The sequence below is a fragment of the Mesorhizobium shangrilense genome (genome assembly GCF_040537815.1).
Lineage (GTDB): Bacteria > Pseudomonadota > Alphaproteobacteria > Rhizobiales > Rhizobiaceae > Mesorhizobium > Mesorhizobium shangrilense.
Window position 1 is genome coordinate 3531650 of sequence record NZ_JBEWSZ010000001.1, and the last position, 21071, is coordinate 3552720.

At 62.1% G+C, this 21071-nt stretch carries 20 protein-coding genes; 4 read left to right on the plus strand and 16 right to left on the minus strand.

Going from position 1 to position 21071, the window contains the following annotated elements; translation table 11 throughout:
* Positions 1-9: 9 nt before the first annotated feature.
* On the minus strand, positions 10-1209 hold the full coding sequence (locus ABVQ20_RS17285; protein WP_354460721.1) for an aspartate aminotransferase family protein: 1200 nt from the start codon (positions 1207-1209) through the stop codon (positions 10-12).
* 356 nt (positions 1210-1565) lie between these two features.
* Between ABVQ20_RS17285 and ABVQ20_RS17290 the strand changes: the two genes are divergently transcribed.
* Positions 1566-2087, plus strand: coding sequence for a GcrA family cell cycle regulator (locus tag ABVQ20_RS17290; RefSeq protein ID WP_227349042.1), 522 nt, complete (start codon positions 1566-1568; stop codon positions 2085-2087).
* Positions 2088-2216: 129 nt separating this feature from the next.
* Here the strand turns inward: ABVQ20_RS17290 and phoU are convergent, their stop codons facing one another.
* Both phoU and ABVQ20_RS17300 read right to left on the minus strand, forming a co-directional pair.
* Entirely contained in the window at positions 2217-2942 is a 726-nt protein-coding gene (gene phoU / locus ABVQ20_RS17295; protein WP_354460722.1) for a phosphate signaling complex protein PhoU, read from the minus strand.
* Between the two features lie 111 nt (positions 2943-3053).
* Positions 3054-4319 carry a sensor histidine kinase gene (locus ABVQ20_RS17300; RefSeq protein ID WP_354460723.1) on the minus strand — a complete coding sequence of 422 codons (1266 nt, stop codon included), beginning with the start codon at positions 4317-4319 and terminating at the stop codon, positions 3054-3056.
* Positions 4320-4429: 110 nt separating this feature from the next.
* On the opposite strand from ABVQ20_RS17300, the gene ppk2 reads away from it, so the two are divergent.
* Positions 4430-5338 carry a polyphosphate kinase 2 gene (ppk2, locus tag ABVQ20_RS17305; RefSeq protein WP_354460724.1) on the plus strand — a complete coding sequence of 303 codons (909 nt, stop codon included), beginning with the start codon at positions 4430-4432 and terminating at the stop codon, positions 5336-5338.
* Positions 5339-5510: 172 nt separating this feature from the next.
* Here the strand turns inward: ppk2 and ABVQ20_RS17310 are convergent, their stop codons facing one another.
* From ABVQ20_RS17310 to ABVQ20_RS17320, 3 genes are all read right to left on the minus strand, one after another.
* Positions 5511-6260 (minus strand): enoyl-CoA hydratase-related protein, encoded by a 750-nt coding sequence (locus ABVQ20_RS17310; protein WP_354460725.1) that lies wholly within the window; start codon positions 6258-6260, stop codon positions 5511-5513.
* A 14-nt stretch (positions 6261-6274) separates the two neighbouring features.
* Complete coding sequence (locus ABVQ20_RS17315) at positions 6275-6913, minus strand: acyl-homoserine-lactone synthase (RefSeq protein WP_354460726.1); 639 nt, start codon at positions 6911-6913, stop codon at positions 6275-6277.
* 96 nt (positions 6914-7009) lie between these two features.
* A complete protein-coding gene (locus tag ABVQ20_RS17320; RefSeq protein ID WP_354460727.1) occupies positions 7010-7741 on the minus strand; it encodes a helix-turn-helix transcriptional regulator in 732 nt (243 codons plus the stop codon).
* 274 nt (positions 7742-8015) lie between these two features.
* Here ABVQ20_RS17320 and ABVQ20_RS17325 point away from each other — a divergent pair, with 274 nt between their 5' ends.
* On the plus strand, positions 8016-8840 hold the full coding sequence (locus tag ABVQ20_RS17325) for an ABC transporter substrate-binding protein (RefSeq protein WP_354460728.1): 825 nt from the start codon (positions 8016-8018) through the stop codon (positions 8838-8840).
* A 17-nt stretch (positions 8841-8857) separates the two neighbouring features.
* On the opposite strand, the gene ABVQ20_RS17330 is transcribed toward ABVQ20_RS17325, so the two are convergent.
* Entirely contained in the window at positions 8858-9271 is a 414-nt protein-coding gene (locus ABVQ20_RS17330; RefSeq protein ID WP_354460729.1) for a tellurite resistance TerB family protein, read from the minus strand.
* A gap of 231 nt (positions 9272-9502) precedes the next feature.
* Here ABVQ20_RS17330 and ABVQ20_RS17335 point away from each other — a divergent pair, with 231 nt between their 5' ends.
* Positions 9503-11149 carry a lysine--tRNA ligase gene (locus ABVQ20_RS17335; RefSeq protein WP_354460730.1) on the plus strand — a complete coding sequence of 549 codons (1647 nt, stop codon included), beginning with the start codon at positions 9503-9505 and terminating at the stop codon, positions 11147-11149.
* Here ABVQ20_RS17335 and ABVQ20_RS17340 read toward each other — a convergent pair.
* From ABVQ20_RS17340 to ABVQ20_RS17380, 9 genes are all read right to left on the minus strand, one after another.
* Positions 11115-11945, minus strand: a complete 831-nt coding sequence (locus ABVQ20_RS17340) for a thermonuclease family protein (protein ID WP_354460731.1) — start codon at positions 11943-11945, stop codon at positions 11115-11117. The genes ABVQ20_RS17335 and ABVQ20_RS17340 overlap by 35 nt on opposite strands.
* A 12-nt stretch (positions 11946-11957) precedes the next feature.
* Positions 11958-12608: a S24 family peptidase gene (locus ABVQ20_RS17345; protein ID WP_354460732.1), complete on the minus strand. Its 651-nt coding sequence runs from the start codon at positions 12606-12608 to the stop codon at positions 11958-11960.
* Between the two features lie 193 nt (positions 12609-12801).
* Positions 12802-13104: a hypothetical protein gene (locus tag ABVQ20_RS17350; protein WP_354460733.1), complete on the minus strand. Its 303-nt coding sequence runs from the start codon at positions 13102-13104 to the stop codon at positions 12802-12804.
* A 93-nt stretch (positions 13105-13197) separates the two neighbouring features.
* On the minus strand, positions 13198-13740 hold the full coding sequence (locus ABVQ20_RS17355) for a thioesterase family protein (protein ID WP_354460734.1): 543 nt from the start codon (positions 13738-13740) through the stop codon (positions 13198-13200).
* A gap of 9 nt (positions 13741-13749) precedes the next feature.
* Positions 13750-15969 carry a 3-hydroxyacyl-CoA dehydrogenase NAD-binding domain-containing protein gene (locus tag ABVQ20_RS17360; RefSeq protein WP_354460735.1) on the minus strand — a complete coding sequence of 740 codons (2220 nt, stop codon included), beginning with the start codon at positions 15967-15969 and terminating at the stop codon, positions 13750-13752.
* A 14-nt stretch (positions 15970-15983) separates the two neighbouring features.
* Positions 15984-17192, minus strand: a complete 1209-nt coding sequence (locus ABVQ20_RS17365; RefSeq protein ID WP_354460736.1) for an acetyl-CoA C-acetyltransferase — start codon at positions 17190-17192, stop codon at positions 15984-15986.
* Between the two features lie 79 nt (positions 17193-17271).
* A complete protein-coding gene (locus ABVQ20_RS17370; protein WP_227349057.1) occupies positions 17272-18444 on the minus strand; it encodes an acyl-CoA dehydrogenase family protein in 1173 nt (390 codons plus the stop codon).
* A 46-nt stretch (positions 18445-18490) separates the two neighbouring features.
* Entirely contained in the window at positions 18491-20281 is a 1791-nt protein-coding gene (locus tag ABVQ20_RS17375) for an acyl-CoA dehydrogenase (protein WP_354460737.1), read from the minus strand.
* A 235-nt stretch (positions 20282-20516) separates the two neighbouring features.
* Positions 20517-20978: a MerR family transcriptional regulator gene (locus ABVQ20_RS17380; RefSeq protein ID WP_354460738.1), complete on the minus strand. Its 462-nt coding sequence runs from the start codon at positions 20976-20978 to the stop codon at positions 20517-20519.
* Positions 20979-21071: the final 93 nt, after the last annotated feature.

Genomic DNA, 21071 nt, shown 5'->3' on the forward strand with positions numbered 1-21071 from the left:
GTTCCGGGGTTACTTCGCGGCGGCCGCGGCGATGGCGTCAGACAGCCCCTTGGCGCCGGCGCGGATGCGGTTGAGCGCTTCGTGGATCTCGGCATCGGTGACGTTGAGCGGCGGCAACAGGCGAATGACATTGTCGCCGGCAGGAACCGCCAGCAGGTGGTGATCGCGCAGCGCCATGTTCACCTTGGTGTTGGGCATCGCGCATTTGAGGCCAAGCATCAGCCCGGTGCCCCTGATGCCCTCGATGACCTCGGGAAACTCGTCGGCAACGGCCGCCAATCCCTGCTTCATCAGCAGCGCCTTGCGCTGGACATCCTCGAGGAAGCCGTCTTCCAGCACCACGTCCAGCACGGCGTTGCCGACAGCCATGGCCAGCGGGTTGCCGCCGAAAGTGGTGCCGTGCACGCCTGCGGTCATGCCGACGGCCGCCTCGTCGGTGGCAAGGCAGGCCCCCATCGGGAAGCCGCCGCCAATACCCTTGGCGATCGCCATGATGTCGGGCGTGACGCCTGACCATTCATGCGCGAACAGCTTTCCGGTGCGGCCAATGCCACACTGGACCTCGTCGTAGATCAACAACAGGCCGTGCTGGTCGCAGAGCTGCCGCAGCCGCTTCAGCGATTGCGTCGGCACCGGGCGAATACCGCCCTCGCCTTGCACAGGCTCGATCAGGATCGCGGCGGTTTCCGGCGTGATCGCCTTTTCGGCGGCGTCGATGTCATCAAAGCCGACCTGGTCGAAGCCATCGACCTTTGGGCCGAAGCCTTCGAGATATTTGTACTGGCCGCCAGCCGCGATGGTCGCCAGCGTGCGGCCGTGGAAGGCGCCCTCGAAGGTGATGACGCGGAAGCGCTCGGGATGCCCCTTGACGAATTGATAGCGCCGCGCCGTCTTGATGGCGCATTCCAGCGCCTCGGCGCCGGAATTGGTGAAGAACACCTTGTCGGCGAAAGTGGCATCGGCCAACCGCTCGCCCAGCCGGCTCTGTCCTGGGATCTCATAGAGATTGGAGACGTGCCAGAGCTTGGCGGCCTGCTCGGTGAGGGCCGCGACCAGATGCGGATGGCCGTGGCCCAGCGAATTCACGGCGATGCCGCCAGCGAAATCGAGATATCGCTCGCCCGTGTCGGTGATCAGCCAAGTGCCCTCCCCACGGTCAAAAGCCAGGGGAGCACGAGCAAAGGTATCGAAAAGCGCCGAACCGCTCATTATATGCGTCTCCGGAACCGGAAAATCAAAAAAGCCGCCAAAGCGGCGGCCTTTGCGGCTTATGGTGTTTTTCGGTCATGAAGTCAACGAAAACGTCGCGTATGGCGCGCGGCAAGCCCTCCAGCAGGACGCCGGCTCATAAGCGACCGGGCAAGTTGGGGAAAACCGAAAAAACCGATTCGTGTTGCACTTGGGACTCTTGTCACCGAGTCAGCGCATAAGGTAGTTGTAGACGAGAAATAACTAGATTTCGTGCGGCGGACCTAATCACTAGATATATGTGGTGTCTGCCCCAGCAGTGGTGCTGGGTCGGTAAGGGATTCCGATTGCCGCACGCTTAGCAGGAGCGCGGTCTCATGAACTGGACTGACGAGCGGGTAGAACTTCTTAGAAAACTGTGGTCGGAGGGTCTGAGCGCCAGCCAGATCGCCGCACAGCTCGGTGGCGTCAGCCGCAATGCGGTCATCGGCAAGGTGCATCGCCTGAAGCTGTCGGGCCGCGGCCGCGCGACCGCCACCCCGGCGCGGCAGAAGAAGGCCGTGCAGGGATCGACGGTGCAGAAATCAGTGGCCCGCCCGGCAAGTGCCGTGCGCCATGTCACCACGTCGATCGGCGCGACCGCGTTGCAGACGCAATTCGACGCCGAACCGGTGGCACGCCACTACATCCGGCCAGTCGCGGAGAACGTCGTGGTGCCGATCTCCCGGCATCTTCAGCTCGTCGAACTGACGGAACGTACCTGCAAATGGCCGAACGGCGATCCGCTGTCGGAAGATTTTCACTTCTGCGGTAACGACGCGGCCGAAACCGGCCCCTATTGCAAGTATCATGCGCGCCTTGCGTTCCAGCCCGCCTCGGAGCGCCGGCGCAGCCGCTGAGCGAATAGCGAATAGCGAATAGCGAATAGCGAATAGAAACGGCCTGGCTCCTTGCGAAAGGGCCAGGCCGTTTTTGATTTTGACCGCTGCCCGCCATCCGGCCTGCTGACGCCAACAGTCCGCGGCCGTTCAATTCACCGGCAATGTTCCAGAAACGCTGATCTTGTCCGTCTTGTCGCCCTTCGGGCGGTCGGCGGGCATCTGTTCGCCGGTGACGATGTAATAGATCGTCTCGGCAATGTTGGTGGCGTGATCGCCGATCCGCTCGATGTTCTTGGCGCAAAACAGAAGATGCGTGCAGGGCGTGATGTTGCGCGGGTCTTCCATCATGTAGGTCAGCAGCTCGCGAAACAGCGAGGTGTACATCGCATCGATCTGATCGTCGCGGTCGCGCACGAAGCCTATCTTCTCGACGGAGCGAGAGGCGTAGACGTCGAGCACTTCCTTCAGCTGCGTCAGCGCCAGGTCGGCCAGTGCCTCGAGACCGCGAAACAGGCTGGTCGGCTGGCGCCCGTCCGTGACCGCGCCCACACGCTTTGCAACGTTCTTGCCGAGGTCACCGACGCGTTCGAGGTCGGCCGAGATACGAATGGCGCCGACGATCTCGCGCAGGTCCGTCGCCATGGGCTGGCGCTTGGCGATGATGATGATCGCCTTGTCGTCGATCTCGCGCTGCCCCTCGTCGAGAACGACATCATCGCGAATGACTTTCTGGGCGAGCCCCGGATCGGCGTTGACGAGCGCCGCGATCGCCTGTTCGACCATGCGTTCGGCATGACCGCCCATCGCGGCGATGCGCTTCGACAGATATTTCAGCTCCTCGTCGTAGGCGCTCATGATGTGTACGGATTGCATGGGCCAATGCCTTCCCGGATTCTTATGGTTGAGTCGTTCCCTCGAATCCCTGCTGATACGCTAGCGCGATGACAGAAAAAAGAAACGGCCTGTTGGGAAGATAGTGCGGCGTCAGCGAGCCGGCAAATGAACCGAGAAGGCCGCGCCCTTGCCAACCTCGGACTTGATCGTAAGCCTGGCATTGTGACGCGTCAGTATGTGTTTGACGATCGACAGGCCAAGGCCAGTGCCTTTCTGGGTACGGCTCGTCTCGACATCGGCGCGGTAGAAGCGCTCGGTGATACGCGGGATATGCTCTTCGGGAATACCGGGCCCGAAATCCCTGATGGTCACATCGATGCCGGGTTCCGACCTGTCGCCGCCGCGCGCCATCGACACCACGACGCGTCCGCCCGACTGTCCGTACTTGCAGGCATTCTCCAGCAGGTTTTCGAAAACCTGGAACAACTCGTCGCGATCCCCCGGGACATTGATCGGCCCTTCGGCGAATTCGCGCTCGATGGCGACGCCGTTATCCCTGGCCATCGGCCCAAGGGAATCGATGACGCTTTCGATCGTCTGGCGAAGATCGACCTCCGTTCCCGGCTTCAGGTAGGGCTTCATCTCCAGCCGCGACAGCGACAGCAGATCATCGATCAGGCGTGCCATGCGGCCGGTCTGGTTCTGCATGATCTGCAGGAACTGCTCGCGGGCCGCCGGATCGTTACGGGCCGGGCCGCGCAGCGTTTCAATGAAGCCGGCGATCGAAGCGAGCGGGGTGCGCAACTCATGGCTGGCGTTGGCGATGAAATCGGCGCGCATCCGGTCGATCCGCCGCGCCTCGCTCTGGTCCTTGAACACCAGCACATAAAGATCGGTGCCATGGCCAACCGAGGACGCACTGACCCTGTAGGCGCGCTCGACCGGCAGCTTTTCGGTGTAGTCGACCGCATCGGAGGCAACCGTGCCCGACAGGATGCTGTCCAACAACGCCTGCATTTCCGGCGCGCGGAATTTCAATGACAACGACAGGCCCGGCGCTATGCCACCGAAGGCCGCGAAAGCCGCGGCGTTGGCATGGACGATCGTCGCGGTCCGGTCAAAGATGATCAGCGGGTCGGCAACGGCCGCCGCAAGGTACTCGCCTGACAGCCGTTGCAATCCGCTTGCCTCGATCGCCGCCGCGCGTGCCGCCGACTGCCGCCTGATGCCTGATGGCAGCATTGCTGCTCCAAACAGCATGGCGAGTGCCGGAAGCAGCACATAGGCGGACACATCGGCGAAGACGTAAACGGCGACAATGGTGATGATGCCGGCAGCAAGCAGCCAGCGGCTGGTCCAAAGCCGATCGGCGACGGTGCGCCCCGTGCTTCGCCCCTCTTCGCCCATGTCAGCCATTCGCGCGCCCATGCCTCGCACCCCGTCGGCCGATCGGTTGGAAACTTCCCGCTGGACCGATATGGAGGCTCCCAATAGCATGAGTCCGCAAGCTGGAAAGGTTCGTCTTGATGAAAAAAGCCAAGGAAATTCCCGTAGTGCCGGCATCGGGTCCGCTCAAGATCCGGATCGATGGCACGGAGCGGGAGTTCGACATCGAGAACCCCATGCTTCCCGAATGGATCGAGGACAACAAGCTGACGGCCGGCGGCTTTCCCTACGACAAGAAAATGAAGAGCGACGAGTATGACCAGACGCTCGAACAGTTGCAGATCGAACTGGTAAAGGCGCAGGCTTGGCTGCAATCGACAGGCAAGCGCGTCGTGGCGCTGTTCGAGGGACGCGACGCCGCCGGCAAGGGCGGCACGATCTTCGTGTTGCACCAGTACATGAATCCTCGAACCGCGCGCAATGTAGCGCTGACCAAGCCGACCGAGACGGAGCGCGGACAGTGGTACTTCCAGCGCTATGTCGAACGTTTTCCGACGGCCGGCGAGTTCGTTACCTTCGACCGCTCCTGGTACAATCGTGCCGGCGTCGAGCCGGTGATGGGTTTCTGCACGCCCGAGCAGCATGAGCAATTTCTAGAAGAGACACCGCATTTCGAGCGGATGATCTGCAACGAGGGCATCCATTTCTTCAAGTTCTGGCTGAACATCGGCCAGGAAACGCAGCTCGAACGGTTTCACGACCGCCGCTACAGTCCGCTTAAGAGCTGGAAATTCTCGCCGATCGACGTCGCCGGCATCACGAAATGGGACGACTACACCAAGGCGCGCGATCTCATGATCGAGCGCACGCACAAGGAATTCGCGCCCTGGACCATCGTGCGCGCCAACGACAAGCGTCGCGCCCGGCTGGCCGTCATCCGCCGCGTGCTTCTGACACTTCCTTATGAAGGCCGCGATCTCGAGATCATCGGCAAGGAAGACAAGAAGATCATCGGGGAAGGGCCGTCATTCCTGTCAAAACAAGGTTGAAACTGTGCGCCGCGCATCCGGAAGGACGCGCAGCGCAATTTCATCCAGCGCCCGTTCCAACCCGGTGGAACCGGGACGGGGGCTCTATCTTTTTGTTTGAGCATGATCCCTGGACAAACGGGGACCGTCTGTCCGAGAAAACCGGCTTCCACTTTCGGATCATGCTCTTACCTCATGCGGCCAGCCGGGCAATCCGCTGCAACCGCCGCAACGTCGTGTCGTCCTGCAACGCCTGCTGGAACAGCGAAATCTCGCGATCGATGCGATCGCAGAGCACGCCCGTATCTCCCTTGAGCAAACCGCGCGTCTGCAGCAGGGCGGCGACGGGCTTCTTGGCAAGCTGACGCGCCCTGGCAAGGGCCGCCTCCTCGACACTTCCCTCCGCCACGATCTCCGCGACAAGTCCGAGCGCCCTTGCATCTTCTGCACCGAGCGTATCGCCCAGGCAGAAGAAGCGGAAAGCCCCGGCATAGCCGAGCTTCTGTGGCGCCAGGATGCTGGTCGCGGCGTCCGGCACCAGTCCGAAATCGACGAACGGTACCCGAAACGTGCTTTTGCTCGACGCGATCACCATGTCGCAATGGAACAGGATGGTGCAGCCGACACCGACGGCGTCGCCATCGACACAGGCCAGGATCGGCTTGGGGAACGTCGCCAGCATGCGAAACATGTCGGTGACGGCCGCGATCAGCCGTTGATGCTTGGTGGCGTCGAGGAACTCGGAGAAGTCGCCACCAAGGCAGAAGCAGCCTGCCAGGCCGCGCAGCACCACGACGCGTACGTCATCGTCATCGGCGGCCTCGTGGAATGTCCTTGCCAGGCTTTCGTAGGCCCGCCTGTCCAGCACTGGCCGACCGTCATCCGACGATACGGTGACGATCAGCGCATGGCCGCGCAATTCCGCTTGGGGATGAATGCCCATGGTTGTCTCCGGTCTCATGACGCCCGCCTTTGCCCGAGCATGTCGGGATATCCCCTGGCCAATACGGGTGCGAAATGATTGCGGCGGGAGCGCACGACATCGAGCGTATGGTGCGTGAAGGTCAGCAGGGTGGCGACGACCTGCTGGTTGCCGTAGGTGCGCTGGTAGCCAAGCGGCGTCGCCAGGAAATGCAGTTGCAGCGCACGCAAGACCCACATCGGCTCGAACTCGATGATCACCTGATTGACGTTCCGCTTCAGCCCCCACTCGACGAAGCCGGCGATAAGCTCGGTGCCGACCGTGGACACGCCGCGTCGGCCGTCGCGGAAACCGGGAGCGACCGCATAGCGGGTCAACTCGTAAATGTTCGGTCCGGAAGGCGGCGTTCCTTCGTAGAGATCCATCAGTACATCGGTCAGAAGATGCGGTCGCGTCGTTGGCAACATCCGTTGGTAGCCAGCGACTTCGTCGCCTCTGATGACGATCTGATGGACTGCCTCATCATGATCGAACTGGTCGATTTCGAGCCCGTCCGGGCGCCTCAGATCATCCCACCCCATCTCCTCGACGAAGACCTGGTGGCGTAAGCGATGAACGGCCTCCCAAAGATCGGGACGTTCCATCAATTCCTGGGTTGTAAGGGCAAAAAGCATCTGCCGTCTCCTGTGTTCAGAGGAAGATACGGCCGGGCTTTCCCGAGAAAATTACGTGATCACGTAGGCAAGAATTTCTAGGCCGGCACGGCCGACCTAACTAATGTAGCCGCGCCGGATCGCTTCCGCGACTGCCTGGACCCGGTTGACGGCACCGAGTTTGCCTTTGGCGTTAAGAAGGTGTTTCTCTGACGTGTGTTCCGAGATGCCGAGGATTTGCGAAATCTCCCATTCGGACTTGCCGACAGCCGCCCATTGCAGGCATTCGCGCTCGCGCGGTGTCAATTCGATGTGATCGATGGTCTTGTTCGCCATCGTGTGAAGCTGCATGGCCCGGCCGACCGCATAGGTCGAGACCAGCGACACCAGGCCGAACTCATCCGCCGACAGTTGCACGGCTTCGCCGCCGAGCGACACCATGACAATCTGGCCATCGAGTGTGATCAGCGGGAAGGCCAGTCCGTCACGCAGCTTGAATGCGCCGGCGTCGCCCATCACTTCGCCGCTGCCTTTGTCGGTGCGAATGCCCTGCGCCGCCTCCCGCCACTGGAACGGGGCCTGCAGCTGCTTCATATGGCTGACGACGGGATCATGATCGACATAGTTGCGTGACACGTAACGCTCGAGCCATTCGACAGGCCAGTCGCAAAGCAGCACGTGCTGCTTCTGCTGGCCCGTCGGTGTTCCCGGCTGAGGGACGGTTCCGGCCATCAGCGCGGTCAAGCCGAAATCCGACGTTATGCCGAGCAGCCTTTCGCAAACCGCCGCCGCGGTGCTCGCGTGCTGCAGCTGGTCGATAAATTCCAGCGTCCGATCGAACTGACCCATCGCAACATCAACCCCATGTTGCCTTCCGCATTGACGTCAATGGCCCATGCATAGCTGGATTCGCCACCAACCCCGGATTGCAAAATGCTTCACCATTTTGTTGTCGCTGATGACCTTGATCCCCCATCAAGGCAACCGCAGCTATTTGCAAACCTGCTAAAGCATATCCCTAAATCGGCGCGTTGAAATCAAAAACCGTTGTGCCTGCTGCATTTTCGTACGAAAAGCCGGTAGAGGCAGGCGTGGTCGGAGCTTGGTCGTGGCGTTTCGGTGGATGGTACCGATACTCATCGGGATGCAGCTGCTTGCTGGCGGCGCGCGGGCCGCGGAGCCGCAGGTGCCGGTGCTGTGGGATGCCAAGGAACGGCTGCCGAAGCCGGATCTTTCCGCGCTGCCGCGGCTGAGATTCCTCACGACCACCGATTTCCCGCCCTTCAATTTCCTCGACAATGCAGGCCGCCTGTCTGGCTTCCATGTCGATCTGGCCCGGGCCATCTGCGCCGAACTCGGCGTCGCCGACAAATGCCAGATCCAGGCCTTGCCGTGGGCCGAGCTCGACGGAGCACTGCAGAGAGGCGAAGGCGAAGCGATCATCGCCGGCATTGCGCCGACGCAGGAGTCGCGGCAGAAATATGCCTTCTCACGCTCCTACCTGCAGTTTCCGGCACGCTTCATCATGCCGAAGGGCAAGGCGCTGACCGAGCCGATCCTCGACAAGCTGCGTGGCAAGCGCGTTGGCGTGATCGCGGGTTCGGCGCATGAGCGGATGCTGCGCGATTATTTCGGCACCGTTCAGATCGTTCCCTTCGGCAAGCCGGATGACGTCTACGGCGAGCTGAAGGCCGGCAAGATCGACGCCGCCTTTGGCGATGGCATGCGCTTCGCCTTCTGGCTGGGCGGCACGGATGCAGCCGGCTGCTGCCGCTTTGCCGGCGGCCCGTATCTGGCGCCTGAATATCTGGGGGCAGGCATGGCCATTGCCACCAGGGCCGACGACCGCGCACTGGCCGCCGCGTTCGATTACGCGCTGCAGGAGATTTCGGTGAAAGGCGCTTTTGCCGAATTCTACCTGCGCTATTTCCCGGTCAGCTTTTTCTGACTTCGTTCGATCCGCGCTTACGTGAGCGTCCGCAGCCTTGCCTTGGCCGCCCGGCCGATGGCGGCGACGGTCAGCGTGTCGATATCGAGCTGGCGGCGAATGAGTTGGAGCACCCGCACCTCTTCCATCCGCATTTCGAGATCGACGGCCGCAACCTCGAAGGCCGCGGCATAGGCGGTGTCGCGCAAGCGTTCCGGCAGTATGTCGGCAACAAGGGCCAGGACGCCTTCCAGCCCGTCCTTCTCGTGCAGCGCCTTCTGACAGGCCTGGGCGACCGCAACCAGCCGGCCGTGGTTGAAGTCCTCGAACACCGGCCAGGATCGGACGACGTCGCCGATACGCGCCAGTTCGACATCGGTCATGTCGCGATCGGACGCCGAGGTGATGACCATCAGGTAGATCAGGGCTTCATGCGGCGTCAGCGTTGGCATTCTCAACTCCTCGATGCGGGGCTCCGAACGTAGGAAGGCACCATCCACGCCGCAAGGAAAAAGCGGCGCGCTCGTTGACGCCCATGGCGTGCGCGCATAGAGCGACGTTCGTCCCCTGGACGCTTCGCACCAGCTTTCCGAAAATCGATTTCGATTCTCGGGCCGATGCGATAGAGACCGATTGAAACCATTCTTGCGGCAATGCCGGCGAACGATTTGGAAGACAGTGACATGGCGGGATCAAACATCATCGATCTCAATCCCGAGGTACTTGCGGCAGCGGCTGAAAGCAAAGCCTGGCCGTTCGAGGAAGCCAAAAAGATCATCGAACGCTACAAAGGCACCGACTTCCCCGAGACCGTCCTGTTCGAGACCGGCTACGGCCCGTCGGGCCTGCCGCATATCGGCACGTTCGGCGAGGTGGCGCGCACCTCGATGGTACGCCATGCCTTCCGCGTCCTCACGGGTGACAAGGTTGCGACCAAGCTCTTGTGCTTCTCCGACGACATGGACGGAATGCGCAAGATTCCGGAAAACGTGCCGGATCGCGCCGCGCTCGAACCCCACCTGCACAAGCCGCTCTCGTCGGTCCCCAACCCCTTCGGTGGCGACTATGCGAGCTTTGCCGACCACAACAACGCGATGCTGTGCCGCTTCCTGGACACGTTCGGCTTCGACTACGAATTCGCAAGCGCCACGGAATATTACAAGGCCGGCCGTTTCGACGCCATGCTGCTGCGCGCCGCCGAACGTTTCGACCAGATCATGGCGGTGATGCTGCCGACGCTCGGCCCCGAGCGCCAGGCGACCTACAGTCCCTTCCTGCCGATCTCGCCAAAGAGCGGCCGCGTGCTCTACGTTCCCATGAAGCATGTCGACGCCAAGGCCGGCACCATAACCTTCGACGATGACGGCACCGAAACCACGCTTTCCATCACCGGCGGCAAGGTCAAGCTGCAGTGGAAGCCGGATTTCGGCATGCGCTGGGCGGCGCTCGGCGTCGATTTCGAAATGTTCGGCAAGGATCACCAGACGAATGCGGTGATCTACGACCGCATCTGCAACCTTCTGGGCGGCCGCGCGCCGGAGCATTTCGTCTACGAGCTGTTCCTGGACGAGAACGGACAGAAGATTTCCAAGTCGAAGGGCAACGGACTGACCATCGACGAGTGGCTGACCTATGCGCCGACCGAGAGCCTCGGGCTCTACATGTACCAGCGGCCGCGGCAGGCCAAGAAGCTCTACTTCGACGTCATCCCGAGGGCCGTGGATGAATACTACGCCTTCCTCGCCGCTTATCCCCGGCAGGACTGGAAGGAGCGACTGGGCAACCCGGTCTGGCATATGCATGACGGCAACCCACCCGTTGTCGACATGCCGGTGCCGTTCTCGCTGCTGCTCAATCTCGTCAGCGCCTCGAACGCGCAGAACAAGGACGTGCTTTGGGGCTTCATTTCGCGCCATGCGGCCGGAGTGACACCCCAGACGCATCCGGAGCTGGACAAGCTCACCGGCTATGCGATCCGCTATTTCGACGATTTCGTGAAGCCGACGAAAACCTTCCGGCCGGCCGACGACGTCGAGCGCTCAGCGCTGGAGGCACTGGAAACGGCGCTTGGCAATCTGCCGGCGGACGCCAATGGCGAAGCGATCCAGAACGCCTCGCTCAACGTCGCCCGTCAGATCGAGCGCTACCAGGATCATGCCAAGAAGAGCCCGGAAGGCGGCCCCGGCGTGTCCGGCGCCTTCTTCCAGATGATCTACCAGGTGCTGATCGGTCAGGAGCGCGGACCGCGCTTCGGTTCATTCGCCGCGCTCTACGGCATCGCCGAGACGCGGGCGCTCATTCGGCAGGCGCTGGCGGGTCAGCTGGCTTGAGTACGCCGTCGACCTCTTCCAGGATAGAACCCGACGCCTGAGGCGCCGGGTTCGGTGCCTCAGGCACCGGCGACAGGCCGGAAAGATCCGGCGCCGGCCCGAAAATACCTTTCTTGGCTGTACGTGCCTTCTCGCCAGCGTCCTCGTAAGGACCGCCCTTGGCCGCGCGCGACCAGCCGTTTTCGACCAGCCATTGACCGACATCCTGCTTGCCGATCCGGCATTCGGCGGCGATCACGTCGCGGCCGCCTTCGGGAGGCACTTTGCAGATAACCGCGCGACCGCGCAGGAAAGCACGGAACGCCGTTCGCGCCCGCACCCCGCACGCCCACGACTTGTCGTTGTCGGAGCAGGTTTCATCCTGCCTGACGATGTCGACGCCAGAGATCGCGACCGAATAGCCCTTGGCTTCAATCAGGCCGGCCGCGGAGGCCACCGGGTTGAACAGCTTTGTCCCGTCCCAGCCGTCAGGCATCTTCGGCTTTGGCGGCATGGCCAGCGCCAGCTTGCTTAAAGGCGGCCGTGGGTCGACCCGTTCGAGTTCTTCGGACCGCGGCGACGGCGGATCGATGGCCTCAGGGTCGACCGCTCTCGACGGCGGGGCGGATTTCGTTGCCTTGTCAGACGGAGGAATGGCTGACGTGACCGGGGCGTCGATGGGTTGCTCGGCAATGGCCTGAAGCTGATCATCGCCGCTGGCATCGCTGCCACGCTGGACGGCACGGCCACCGGCGACAACCAGTGCTCCCATCGTCACGATCGCCAGAATCGCGACGGCGGCATGAAGCGGACGCATCACCGGCGCCTCCTACTGGCTTGCCCAGACAATCCGCGCCACCCATTCGATATCACTCGTCGGAATATCGCGGTCCGGATGATCGGGATTGAGTGAGACCAGCACGATCGACGTCGTCGTCTGGCGCTCCAGCACCTTTGCCATCACCTCGCCGCCATTGGTCTTGACCACGACCCGGTCGCCCTTGCGAGTGGTGGCGCCGGGTTCAACGATCAGAACATCGCCGTTGCGATAGAGCGGCAGCATGGAATCGCCCTGCACCTTCAAGGCATAGGAGCTTTCGGTCGATTGTGCCGGAAGCTCGATCAAATCCCAACCTTGGCCGGCCGGAAAGCCGGCATCGTCGAAGAAACCGCCAGCGCCAGCCTGGGCGAAGCCGAGCAGCGGGACCGAGGATCGGCGAGAGGGAGATACTGCGTGTCCAAGGCCGCCCCTGCCCTCGACCAGCCCGGTGAATTCGTCGAGCGAAGCGCCCGTCGCCTCTATGATCTTGGCCAGTGATTCAGTGGAGGGCCAGCGCGGCCTGCCGTCGGAGGACAGTCGCTTGGACTTGTTGAAAGCAGTCGAATCAAGACCGGCGCGCCTGGCCAGGCCGGACGCCGAGAGCGAATAGCGCTCGGCAAGAGCGTCGATGGCGGCCCATACGCGGTCGTGTGAGAGCAAGTCCGCTCTCCTTCGAAACAGGAAAAAATGCCTCTGCCCTGTCTAACGCGCGACCGCCTGCTTGTCCACCGGCGGAGCGGCGGATCATCAACAAAGTGACAGGGCGACGCAAGCACGGAGGCACACGCGGAGTGCAGAGCACCCGGCATCGACCACGCCGACGCGCCGGTAACTTACATGACCTGAAGCGAGCCTATTGCAATGCCGCCATTGCCTTGGGCAGCCCTCTCTTGAGTTCCTCGACGTTCATCACCGGGATCATTTCGAGGCTGGCATTGAACCCGAGAAAGAACCGCTCCGCATAGAAGGGCAATTCGGAGCTGTCCTTGACGTCGACAAACAAATAGGCCGTCCGGCGGCCGTTCTCGGCGGTGAAATATGTCGCCTCCGGTTTGAGTTCGGACAGGGTATGCTCGATGAACTTTCCTATGCTGCCGTCCCTGATCGCTCTATTGCCTTCCTCGGTCGGAATAGAAATCCTCAGCATTGTACGCATGACGTTTCCTCCCTCCGCCAACATTTTTGTTAGCGATAGCTAATCTAACATCAGCGCATGTCACAGAGAAGAAGACAGCCTTCGAAAGCTTGATCAATGTCGCTTGGCCTGGGCACGCAGTTCCCGCTGCGAGGCCATGAACATCCGCTCGACCTCGGTAGGCGGGCGCGGTTGAGCAGAACGGCCAAGCGCGGCGACGACCTCGTCAATGCCGAGAAAGCGGCGTGCCCCGCGGTCATACACGCCAGCCGTCGTCAGGATCAGGGCTGCCGTTTCGCCATTGTCGAGGACGAAGCGATGCTTGCCGATAACCTGGGTGCCTTCCCAGGTCTCGATCGAGGACACCACTTCGAAGCGGCGCCACAGCCTGATCTCGCGCGCGTAGACCGACTGCAGCCCGCCCATCATCGGCGCCCAGCCGTTCTTCCGCGCCAGCGTGATGAGGCCGGCGCGCAGGAAGATGTCGATGCGACCGAGATCGGCCAGCATCATGTAACGCGCATTGTTGAGATGGACATTGAAATCGATGTCGGTCGGCAGGCAGCGAAAGGCCAGCCGGCTTTCGCCGCCCATCACGTAGGGGCCACGGCTGCGCGCCGTGGCCATCATGCGCGCCATGCGCGCCCAGACATACATCGGCCGGCGTCAGGCGGCTTGCTTGACGTCGCCCTTCGCGTAGGGATCGAAGCGCTGGTAGAATGTTTCGCCCTTCTCGGCCATGTCGAGCAAAAGCTTGGGTGCCTTGAACTCGGCGCCGTATTTCTTCTGCAGACGCTTGGCTATCTTCACGAACTCCTTCGCGCCGATGCCGTCGATGTAGGACAGGGCGCCGCCGGTAAAGGGTGCGAAACCGAAGGCCAGGATCGAGCCGACATCGGCCTCGCGCGGATCGGTGACGATGCCCTCTTCCATCACTCGGGCCGCTTCGAGCGCGATGGTGACCAGCAGCCGCTGCTGCAGCTCCTCATAGTCGACCTTCTCAGGCGCCAGCTGCGGATAAAGGTCTTTCAGGCCGGGCCACAGCTTCTTCTTGGCGGGCTTCGCCGGATAATCGTAAAAACCCTTGCCGTTCTTGCGGCCGAAGCGGCCGTGGTCGTCGACCATCGTGTTGATCAGCGCCATCTGCTTCGGGTCGACCGCACTGTCGCCGAGATCCTTGATGGTCTGCTTCATGATCTTCTGGGCGAGGTCGATGGCCGTCTCATCTGTCAGCGCCAGCGGACCGACCGGCATGCCGGCGGCCTTCGCCGCATTCTCGATCATGGGTGCCGGTACGCCTTCGATCAGCATCTTGTAGGCTTCCGACATGTAGCGCAGCACACAGCGGTTGACGTAGAAGCCGCGCGTGTCGTTGACGACGATCGGCGTCTTCTTGATGGCGCGAACGAAGTCTATTGCCGTAGCCAACGCCTTGTCGCCGGTCTTCTTGCCGAGGATGATCTCGACCAGCATCATCTTGTCTACTGGCGAGAAGAAGTGGATGCCGATGAAATTCTTCGGCCGGGTGGAATTCTTCGCAAGACCGGTGATCGGGATCGTCGAGGTGTTGGAGGCGAAGATCGCTGACGCCTTCAGAACGGCTTCCGCCTGTTCGGTCGCGGCCTTTTTGACGGCCGAATCCTCGAACACGGCTTCCACCACCAAATCGCAGCCGGCAAGGTCAGCGTAGTCAGCCGTCGGCGTGATCAGCGACAGCAGCTTGTCCTTCTCCTCGGGCTTGGCACGCCCCTTCTTGACCTGATCCGAGATCAAGCCATCGGAATGCGCCTTGCCCTTCTGGGCCGACTCCAGGTCGCGGTCGAGCAGCACCACCGGAATGCCGGCCTTGGCCGTCACATAGGCGATGCCGGCGCCCATAAAGCCGGCGCCGAGAATGCCGATCTTCTTGAATTTGGTTTCCGCCACGCCGGCCGGGCGGCGCGCGCCCTTGTTCAGTTCCTGCAGCGACACGAACAGCGAGCGGATCATCGCCGCCGCTTCCCTGGTCTGCATGATCTCGGTGAAATAGCGCTGCTCGATCCTGAGCGCCGTGTCGAACGGTACCAGCAGGCCTTCATAGACGCATTTCAGGATCGCGGCCGCGGCCGGATAGTTGCCATAGGTTTCGCGACGCAGGATGGCGATGGCCGGCGGCCACAGATTGAAACCAGCGGGCGAATAGATCTGGCCGCCGGGCAGCTTGAAACCCTTCTCGTCCCACGGCGCCACAGGCTTAAGACCGTTCCTGATCATTGCCTTGGCGGTCTCGACCAGCTTGGCCGGCTCGGCAATTTCGTGGATCAGGCCCATGGATTTGGCCTTTTGTGGCGACAGCGTCTGGCCGGAGGTCAGCATCTGCAACGCCTGTTGCTGATCGGTCAGCCTCGGCACGCGCTGCGTGCCGCCGGCGCCGGGGAAGATGCCTATCTTCACTTCGGGAAGCGCCATCCTGACCTTGTCGCTATCGGCGGCGACACGGCCGTGGCAGGCCAGCGACATCTCGAAGGCGCCGCCCATGCAGGTGCCGTTGATCGCCGACACCCACGGCTTGCCGGACGTCTCAAGCTTGCGGAACAGGCCGGTCATGGTGCCGGCATTGTCGAACAGCGCCTTGGTCGCCTTTTCGATATCCTTGCCCTTGTCAGTGGCGAAGGTGGTCAGCATCTTCTGCAACAGGGTGATATCGGCGCCGCCGGAGAACGTGTCCTTGCCGGAGGTGATCACCGCGCCCTTGATGGCGGCATCGCCGGCCACCTTGTCGACGATGGCGTTCAACTCCCGCATCACCTCCTCGGTGAAGACGTTCATTGATCGGTCCGGGCTGTTCCAGGTGACCAGCGCAATGCCGTCCGCATCAATGTCGAGGGTGAAATTGGTGTAGGTCATCTTCTCTCTCCCCGTCAGACGCGTTCGATGATGGTTGCCGTGCCCATGCCGGCACCGATGCAGAGCGTCACCAAGGCGGTGTTGAGATCACGGCGCTCGAGTTCGTCCAGCACAGTGCCGAAGATCATCGCGCCTGTGGCGCCGAGCGGATGGCCCATGGCGATGGCGCCGCCATTGACGTTGATCTTGTCGTGCGGAATGTCGAAAGCCTGCATGTAGCGCAGCACCACCGAGGCAAAGGCTTCGTTGAGCTCGAACAGGTCGATGTCCGAGAGCTTCATCTTGGCACGCTTCAGGAGCTTCTCGGTGACGTCGACCGGGCCGGTCAGCATCAACACCGGTTCCGAACCGATATTGGCGAAGGTCCGTATGCGGGCGCGGGGCTTCAGGCCCATCGCCTTGCCGGCCTTCTTGGAGCCGAGCAGCACGGCCGCCGCGCCATCGACGATGCCGGACGAATTGCCGGCATGGTGGACATGGTTGACCTCTTCGACCTCCGGATGCTTCTGCACCGCGACCGCATCGAAGCCACCCATTTCACCCGGCATGACGAAGGACGGATTGAGCGAGGCCAGCGACTGCATGTCGGTCGACGGCCGCATATGCTCGTCATGGTCGAGGATGGTCAGGCCGTTCTGGTCCTTGATCGGGATGACCGAATTCTTGAACCGGCCTTTTTCCCATGCATGGGCGGCGCGTTTCTGGCTCTCGACCGCGTAGGCGTCGACGTCATCGCGCGAAAAACCGTACTTCGTCGCGATCAGGTCGGCGGAAATGCCTTGCGGCACGAACCAGCCGGGCAGGCCCACCGAGGGGTCCATGAACCAGGCGCCGCCAGAGGCGCCCATGCCGACACGCGACATCGACTCAACACCGCCGGCGATGACGATGTCATCTGCGCCTTGCGCGATCTTGGCGGCGCCGAAATTGATGGCGTCGAGACCAGAGGCGCAGAAGCGCGATATCTGCATACCCGGCGCCTTGGTGTCATAGCCGGCCTCGAAGGCGGCGGCGCGCGGAATGACCGAGCCGGCTTCGCCGACCGGATCGACACAGCCGAAGATAATGTCGTCGACAGTGCCGGTGTCGAGCCCGTTGCGGTCGCGCAGCGCTTCGAGCGTCTTGGCGGCCAGCCGCACCGCCGGCACTTCGTGCAGCGAGCCATCCTTCTTGCCCTTGCCGCGCGGCGTGCGCACGGCATCGTAGACATAAGCTTCGGACATTCTGTTGCTCCTTGGGTTTATCGAACGGCTCTGGACTGATGCATGTCGATCCCCCAAAACCGGGTTGGGGCGACATGCATTAGAGCGAGCGTCCGATCAGCAATTTCATGATCTCGTTGGTGCCGCCGTAGATGCGCTGGACGCGGGCGTCGCGGAACATGCGGGCGATCGGATATTCATTCATGTAACCATAGCCGCCATGCAATTGAAGGCATTCGTCGACCACTTTCCCTTGCAGGTCCGACAGCCAGTATTTGGCCATCGAAGCCGTGACGGGATCGAGACCGCCGGCGATGTGGCGGGCCACGCAGTCATTGTAGAAGACGCGGCCGATGGTTGCCTCGGTCTTCAGTTCGGCCAGCTTGAACTGGGTGTTCTGGAAATCGATGATCGCCTTGCCGAAGGCCTTGCGCTCCTTGACGTAGTCGATGGTCAGCGCCAGCGCGCGCTCGATCATGGCAATGGCGCCGGTGCCGATCTGCAGCCGTTCCTGCGGCAATTGCTGCATCAGCTGGACAAAACCCTGCCCTTCCTCGTGGCCGAGCAGGTTGGATGTCGGCACGCGCATTTCGTTGAAGAACAATTCCGACGTGTCGTTGGCCTTGAGCCCGATCTTGTCGAGGTTGCGGCCGCGCTGAAAACCTTCGACCTCATCGGTCTCGACGACGATCAGCGAGGTGCCCTTGGCGCCCTTGGCCGGATCGGTCTTGGTGACGACGATGATCAGGTTGGCGAGCTGGCCGTTGGTGATGAAGGTCTTCGAGCCGTTGATCTTGTACTGGTTGCCGTCCTTCTCGGCCCGCGTCTTGACTCCTTGCAGGTCGGAGCCGGCACCGGGTTCGGTCATGGCGATGGCGCCAATCAGCGCGCCAGTCGCCAGTTTCGGCAGCCATTTCTTCTTCTGTTCTTCAGAGCCATAGTGGAGGATGTAGGGCGCGACGATCGCATTGTGCAGGCCGATGCCAAAGCCGTCGACGCCGACATGGCCGATGGCCTCGATGATGGCGCTCTCATGCGCGAAGGTGCCGCCCGAGCCGCCATACTCCTCCGGCATCGAGGCACAGAGCAGGCCTGCGGAACCAGCCTTCAGCCAGCTCTCGCGGTCGACCATCTCGTTCTTTTCGAACTCGTCGTAACGCGGCGCGATCTCCTCCGACATGAAGCGGTGCGCCATGTCGTAGAGCATGCCGACCTCATCGGCCGCCCAGGCAGGTTTTGGCAAAGCGAGCACTTCGGCGGGATTTATCGCCACGACTTCCTCCGCTTTTCGACTGCAGCCGGTGTGCCGGCGCTCAAACTTAGAACGCTTCCGCCGGCAGCGCCATCAGCGTGTCCGCGCCACTGGAAATGCGGACGAGATGCGCTGATGTCTCCGGCATGATCCGCTCCATGAAGAAGCGGGCCGTCACGACCTTGTTGTCGTAAAAAGACTGGGAGCCATTGGCGCCCGTCTTGCCAAGTGCCACCTTGGCCATCTGGCCCCACATGTAGCCCAGCGCCACAAGACCGAAGAGGTGCATGTAGTCGGTCGAGGCCGCACCCGCATTGTCGGGCTTGGCCATGCCGTTCTGCAGCAACCACATGGTCGCGGCCTGCAGATCGTTGAGGCCCTTCTTCAACCCCTTGGTGAACGGCGCCATTTTCTCGTCGGAGCGGTTTTCCTCGCAGAACTCGCCGACTTCCTTGAAGAAGGCCTGCACGGCGCGGCCGCCGTTGAGGCCAAGCTTGCGGCCGACGAGGTCGAGCGCCTGGATGCCGTTGGCGCCTTCGTAGATCATGGCGATGCGGGCATCGCGCACGAACTGGCTCATGCCGTGTTCTTCGATGTAGCCGTGGCCGCCGAAGACCTGCTGTGCCATGACAGCATGGTCGAAGCCCTTGTCAGTGAATACGCCCTTGACCACCGGCGTCATCAGGCCGGTGTAGTCCTCGGCTGCCTGCCTGTCCTTGTCATCGGGGGAGCGATGCGCGATGTCGGACTTGATCGCCGTCCACAGCGCCAGCGCGCGGCCGGCCTCGTTGAACGCCTTCATGGTCATCAGGCTGCGGCGGATGTCTGGATGGACGATGATCGGGTCGGCCTTCTTGTCCGGCGCCTTCGGCCCCGACAGCGAACGGCCCTGCAAACGGTCCTTGGCGTAGGAAACCGCATTCTGGTAGGCGACCTCCGACAGCGAAAGCCCCTGCAGGGCAACGCCGAGCCGCGCCTCGTTCATCATCGTGAACATGGCCTTCAGGCCACCATTGACCTCGCCGAGCAGCGTGCCTTCTGCCTCGTCATAGTTCATGACGCAGGTCGAATTGGCGTGGATGCCCATCTTCTCCTCGATCGAGCCGCAGGAGAGCGTGTTCCTTTCGCCCGGATTGCCTGACGCATCGAGCTTCAGCTTGGGCACGATGAACAGCGAAATGCCCTTCACGCCTTCCGGCGCGCCCTCGATGCGGGCCAGCACCAGATGGACGATGTTGTCCGACATGTCGTGCTCGCCGGCCGAGATGAAGATCTTCTGGCCGGAAATCCTGTAGGTGCCATCGCCATTGGGGACAGCCTTGCTGCGCAGCAGGCCGAGATCGGTGCCGCAATGCGGCTCGGTCAGGTTCATGGTGCCAGTCCAGGTGCCCTCGACCAGCCTGGGCAGCCACTTGGCTTTCTGCTCGTCGGTGCCATGGGTGATGATGGCGGCGATCGCGCCCTGCGTCAGGCCCGGATACATCATCAGCGCCATGTTGGCCGAAACCATGTATTCGGAGACCGCCTGGTGCACCATGTAGGGCAGGCCCTGGCCGCCGAACTCGGCCGGCGCCGCCAGCCCCATCCAGCCGCCTTCGCGATACTGGTTGAAGGCTTCCTTGAAGCCTTTCGGCGTCGTCACCGAGCCGTCGTCATGGCGCACGCAGCCTTCCAGGTCGCCGACGCGGTTCAGCGGATGCATGACGTTTTCGGCGAGCTTCGCACCCTCGGCGAGGATCGCCTCGAGCACGTCGGGCGTGGCGTCGGAAAATCCGGGGAGATTGGAATAGCGCTGGTAACCCAGAACTTCATTGAGCACGAACAGCGTGTCCTGGACCGGTGCTGCGTAGATCGGCATGCTTTTCCTCCACCATGCGGTCTCGGCCCGAACCTAGCCCATGAGTGGCATGCGGACCAATGTCGGGATCGAGATAACAAATATTGACGTTTGCGTAAACGTCAATATTTTTCGATGCGATATTTTTCAGACGCCAGGCGAAGGCGCTCGGCAGAATCTGGGGCGGACGGCAGAAAACAAAAGAGCCGCGCGGCACAGGCCACGCGGCTCTCATTCGTCACAATCGGCAGGCTACCTAGCTCGCGGCGCTCGCGGGCGCTGCCGTACGCTCCACCAACATCTGGCGCACGGCCGACATCGAGCCGCTCAGCTCGTTGATGGCGTCGTCGATCAGGGCCCGCTGCTTCTGCAGGCGGGAAAGCTGCTTCTCCGACTTGTCCAGCGCCAGCCGCAACTGCTTGGTGTTGGAGCCGGTCGGATCGTAGAGATCCATCATCTGCTTGACGTCGCGCAGCGAGAACCCGACCTTGCGGCCGAGCAGGATGAGCTTGAGCCGCGCCTTGTCGCGACGCGTGTAGAGACGGGTCGAACCGTCACGCTGCGGATTGAGCAGGCCCTTGTCTTCGTAGAAGCGCAACGTGCGCAGCGTGACGCCGTATTTCTTGGACATCTCGCCGATGCGGGCGAGTTCCTCACCGGCTTCATTCGGTACTTCATTGGTATTGGCCGCGGTCTCGCCGGGCGAAACAAGTTTCATGATCACTGGCTTTCCCCATCTGTGGCATCGCGGTCTCGGACCTTGCGTCGCCTGAGTGGAAGCGGGGGCGTGCTTCCAGTCGTGGTTTCAACA

Coding starts and splice junctions, on each gene's coding strand:
- ABVQ20_RS17350 (WP_354460733.1), bottom strand. CDS start 13,104: ATGCGTACAATGCTGAGGATTTCTATTCCGACCGAGGAAGGCAATAGA.
- ABVQ20_RS17365 (WP_354460736.1), bottom strand. CDS start 17,192: ATGTCCGAAGCTTATGTCTACGATGCCGTGCGCACGCCGCGCGGCAAG.
- phoU (WP_354460722.1), bottom strand. CDS start 2,942: ATGCAATCCGTACACATCATGAGCGCCTACGACGAGGAGCTGAAATAT.
- ABVQ20_RS17285 (WP_354460721.1), bottom strand. CDS start 1,209: ATGAGCGGTTCGGCGCTTTTCGATACCTTTGCTCGTGCTCCCCTGGCT.
- ABVQ20_RS17360 (WP_354460735.1), bottom strand. CDS start 15,969: ATGACCTACACCAATTTCACCCTCGACATTGATGCGGACGGCATTGCG.
- ABVQ20_RS17380 (WP_354460738.1), bottom strand. CDS start 20,978: ATGAAACTTGTTTCGCCCGGCGAGACCGCGGCCAATACCAATGAAGTA.
- ABVQ20_RS17375 (WP_354460737.1), bottom strand. CDS start 20,281: ATGCCGATCTACGCAGCACCGGTCCAGGACACGCTGTTCGTGCTCAAT.
- ABVQ20_RS17320 (WP_354460727.1), bottom strand. CDS start 7,741: ATGGGTCAGTTCGATCGGACGCTGGAATTTATCGACCAGCTGCAGCAC.
- ABVQ20_RS17330 (WP_354460729.1), bottom strand. CDS start 9,271: ATGCCAACGCTGACGCCGCATGAAGCCCTGATCTACCTGATGGTCATC.
- ppk2 (WP_354460724.1), top strand. CDS start 4,430: ATGAAAAAAGCCAAGGAAATTCCCGTAGTGCCGGCATCGGGTCCGCTC.
- ABVQ20_RS17355 (WP_354460734.1), bottom strand. CDS start 13,740: ATGTATGTCTGGGCGCGCATGGCGCGCATGATGGCCACGGCGCGCAGC.
- ABVQ20_RS17335 (WP_354460730.1), top strand. CDS start 9,503: ATGGCGGGATCAAACATCATCGATCTCAATCCCGAGGTACTTGCGGCA.
- ABVQ20_RS17310 (WP_354460725.1), bottom strand. CDS start 6,260: ATGGGCATTCATCCCCAAGCGGAATTGCGCGGCCATGCGCTGATCGTC.
- ABVQ20_RS17315 (WP_354460726.1), bottom strand. CDS start 6,913: ATGCTTTTTGCCCTTACAACCCAGGAATTGATGGAACGTCCCGATCTT.
- ABVQ20_RS17325 (WP_354460728.1), top strand. CDS start 8,016: ATGGTACCGATACTCATCGGGATGCAGCTGCTTGCTGGCGGCGCGCGG.
- ABVQ20_RS17340 (WP_354460731.1), bottom strand. CDS start 11,945: ATGCGTCCGCTTCATGCCGCCGTCGCGATTCTGGCGATCGTGACGATG.
- ABVQ20_RS17300 (WP_354460723.1), bottom strand. CDS start 4,319: ATGGCTGACATGGGCGAAGAGGGGCGAAGCACGGGGCGCACCGTCGCC.
- ABVQ20_RS17290 (WP_227349042.1), top strand. CDS start 1,566: ATGAACTGGACTGACGAGCGGGTAGAACTTCTTAGAAAACTGTGGTCG.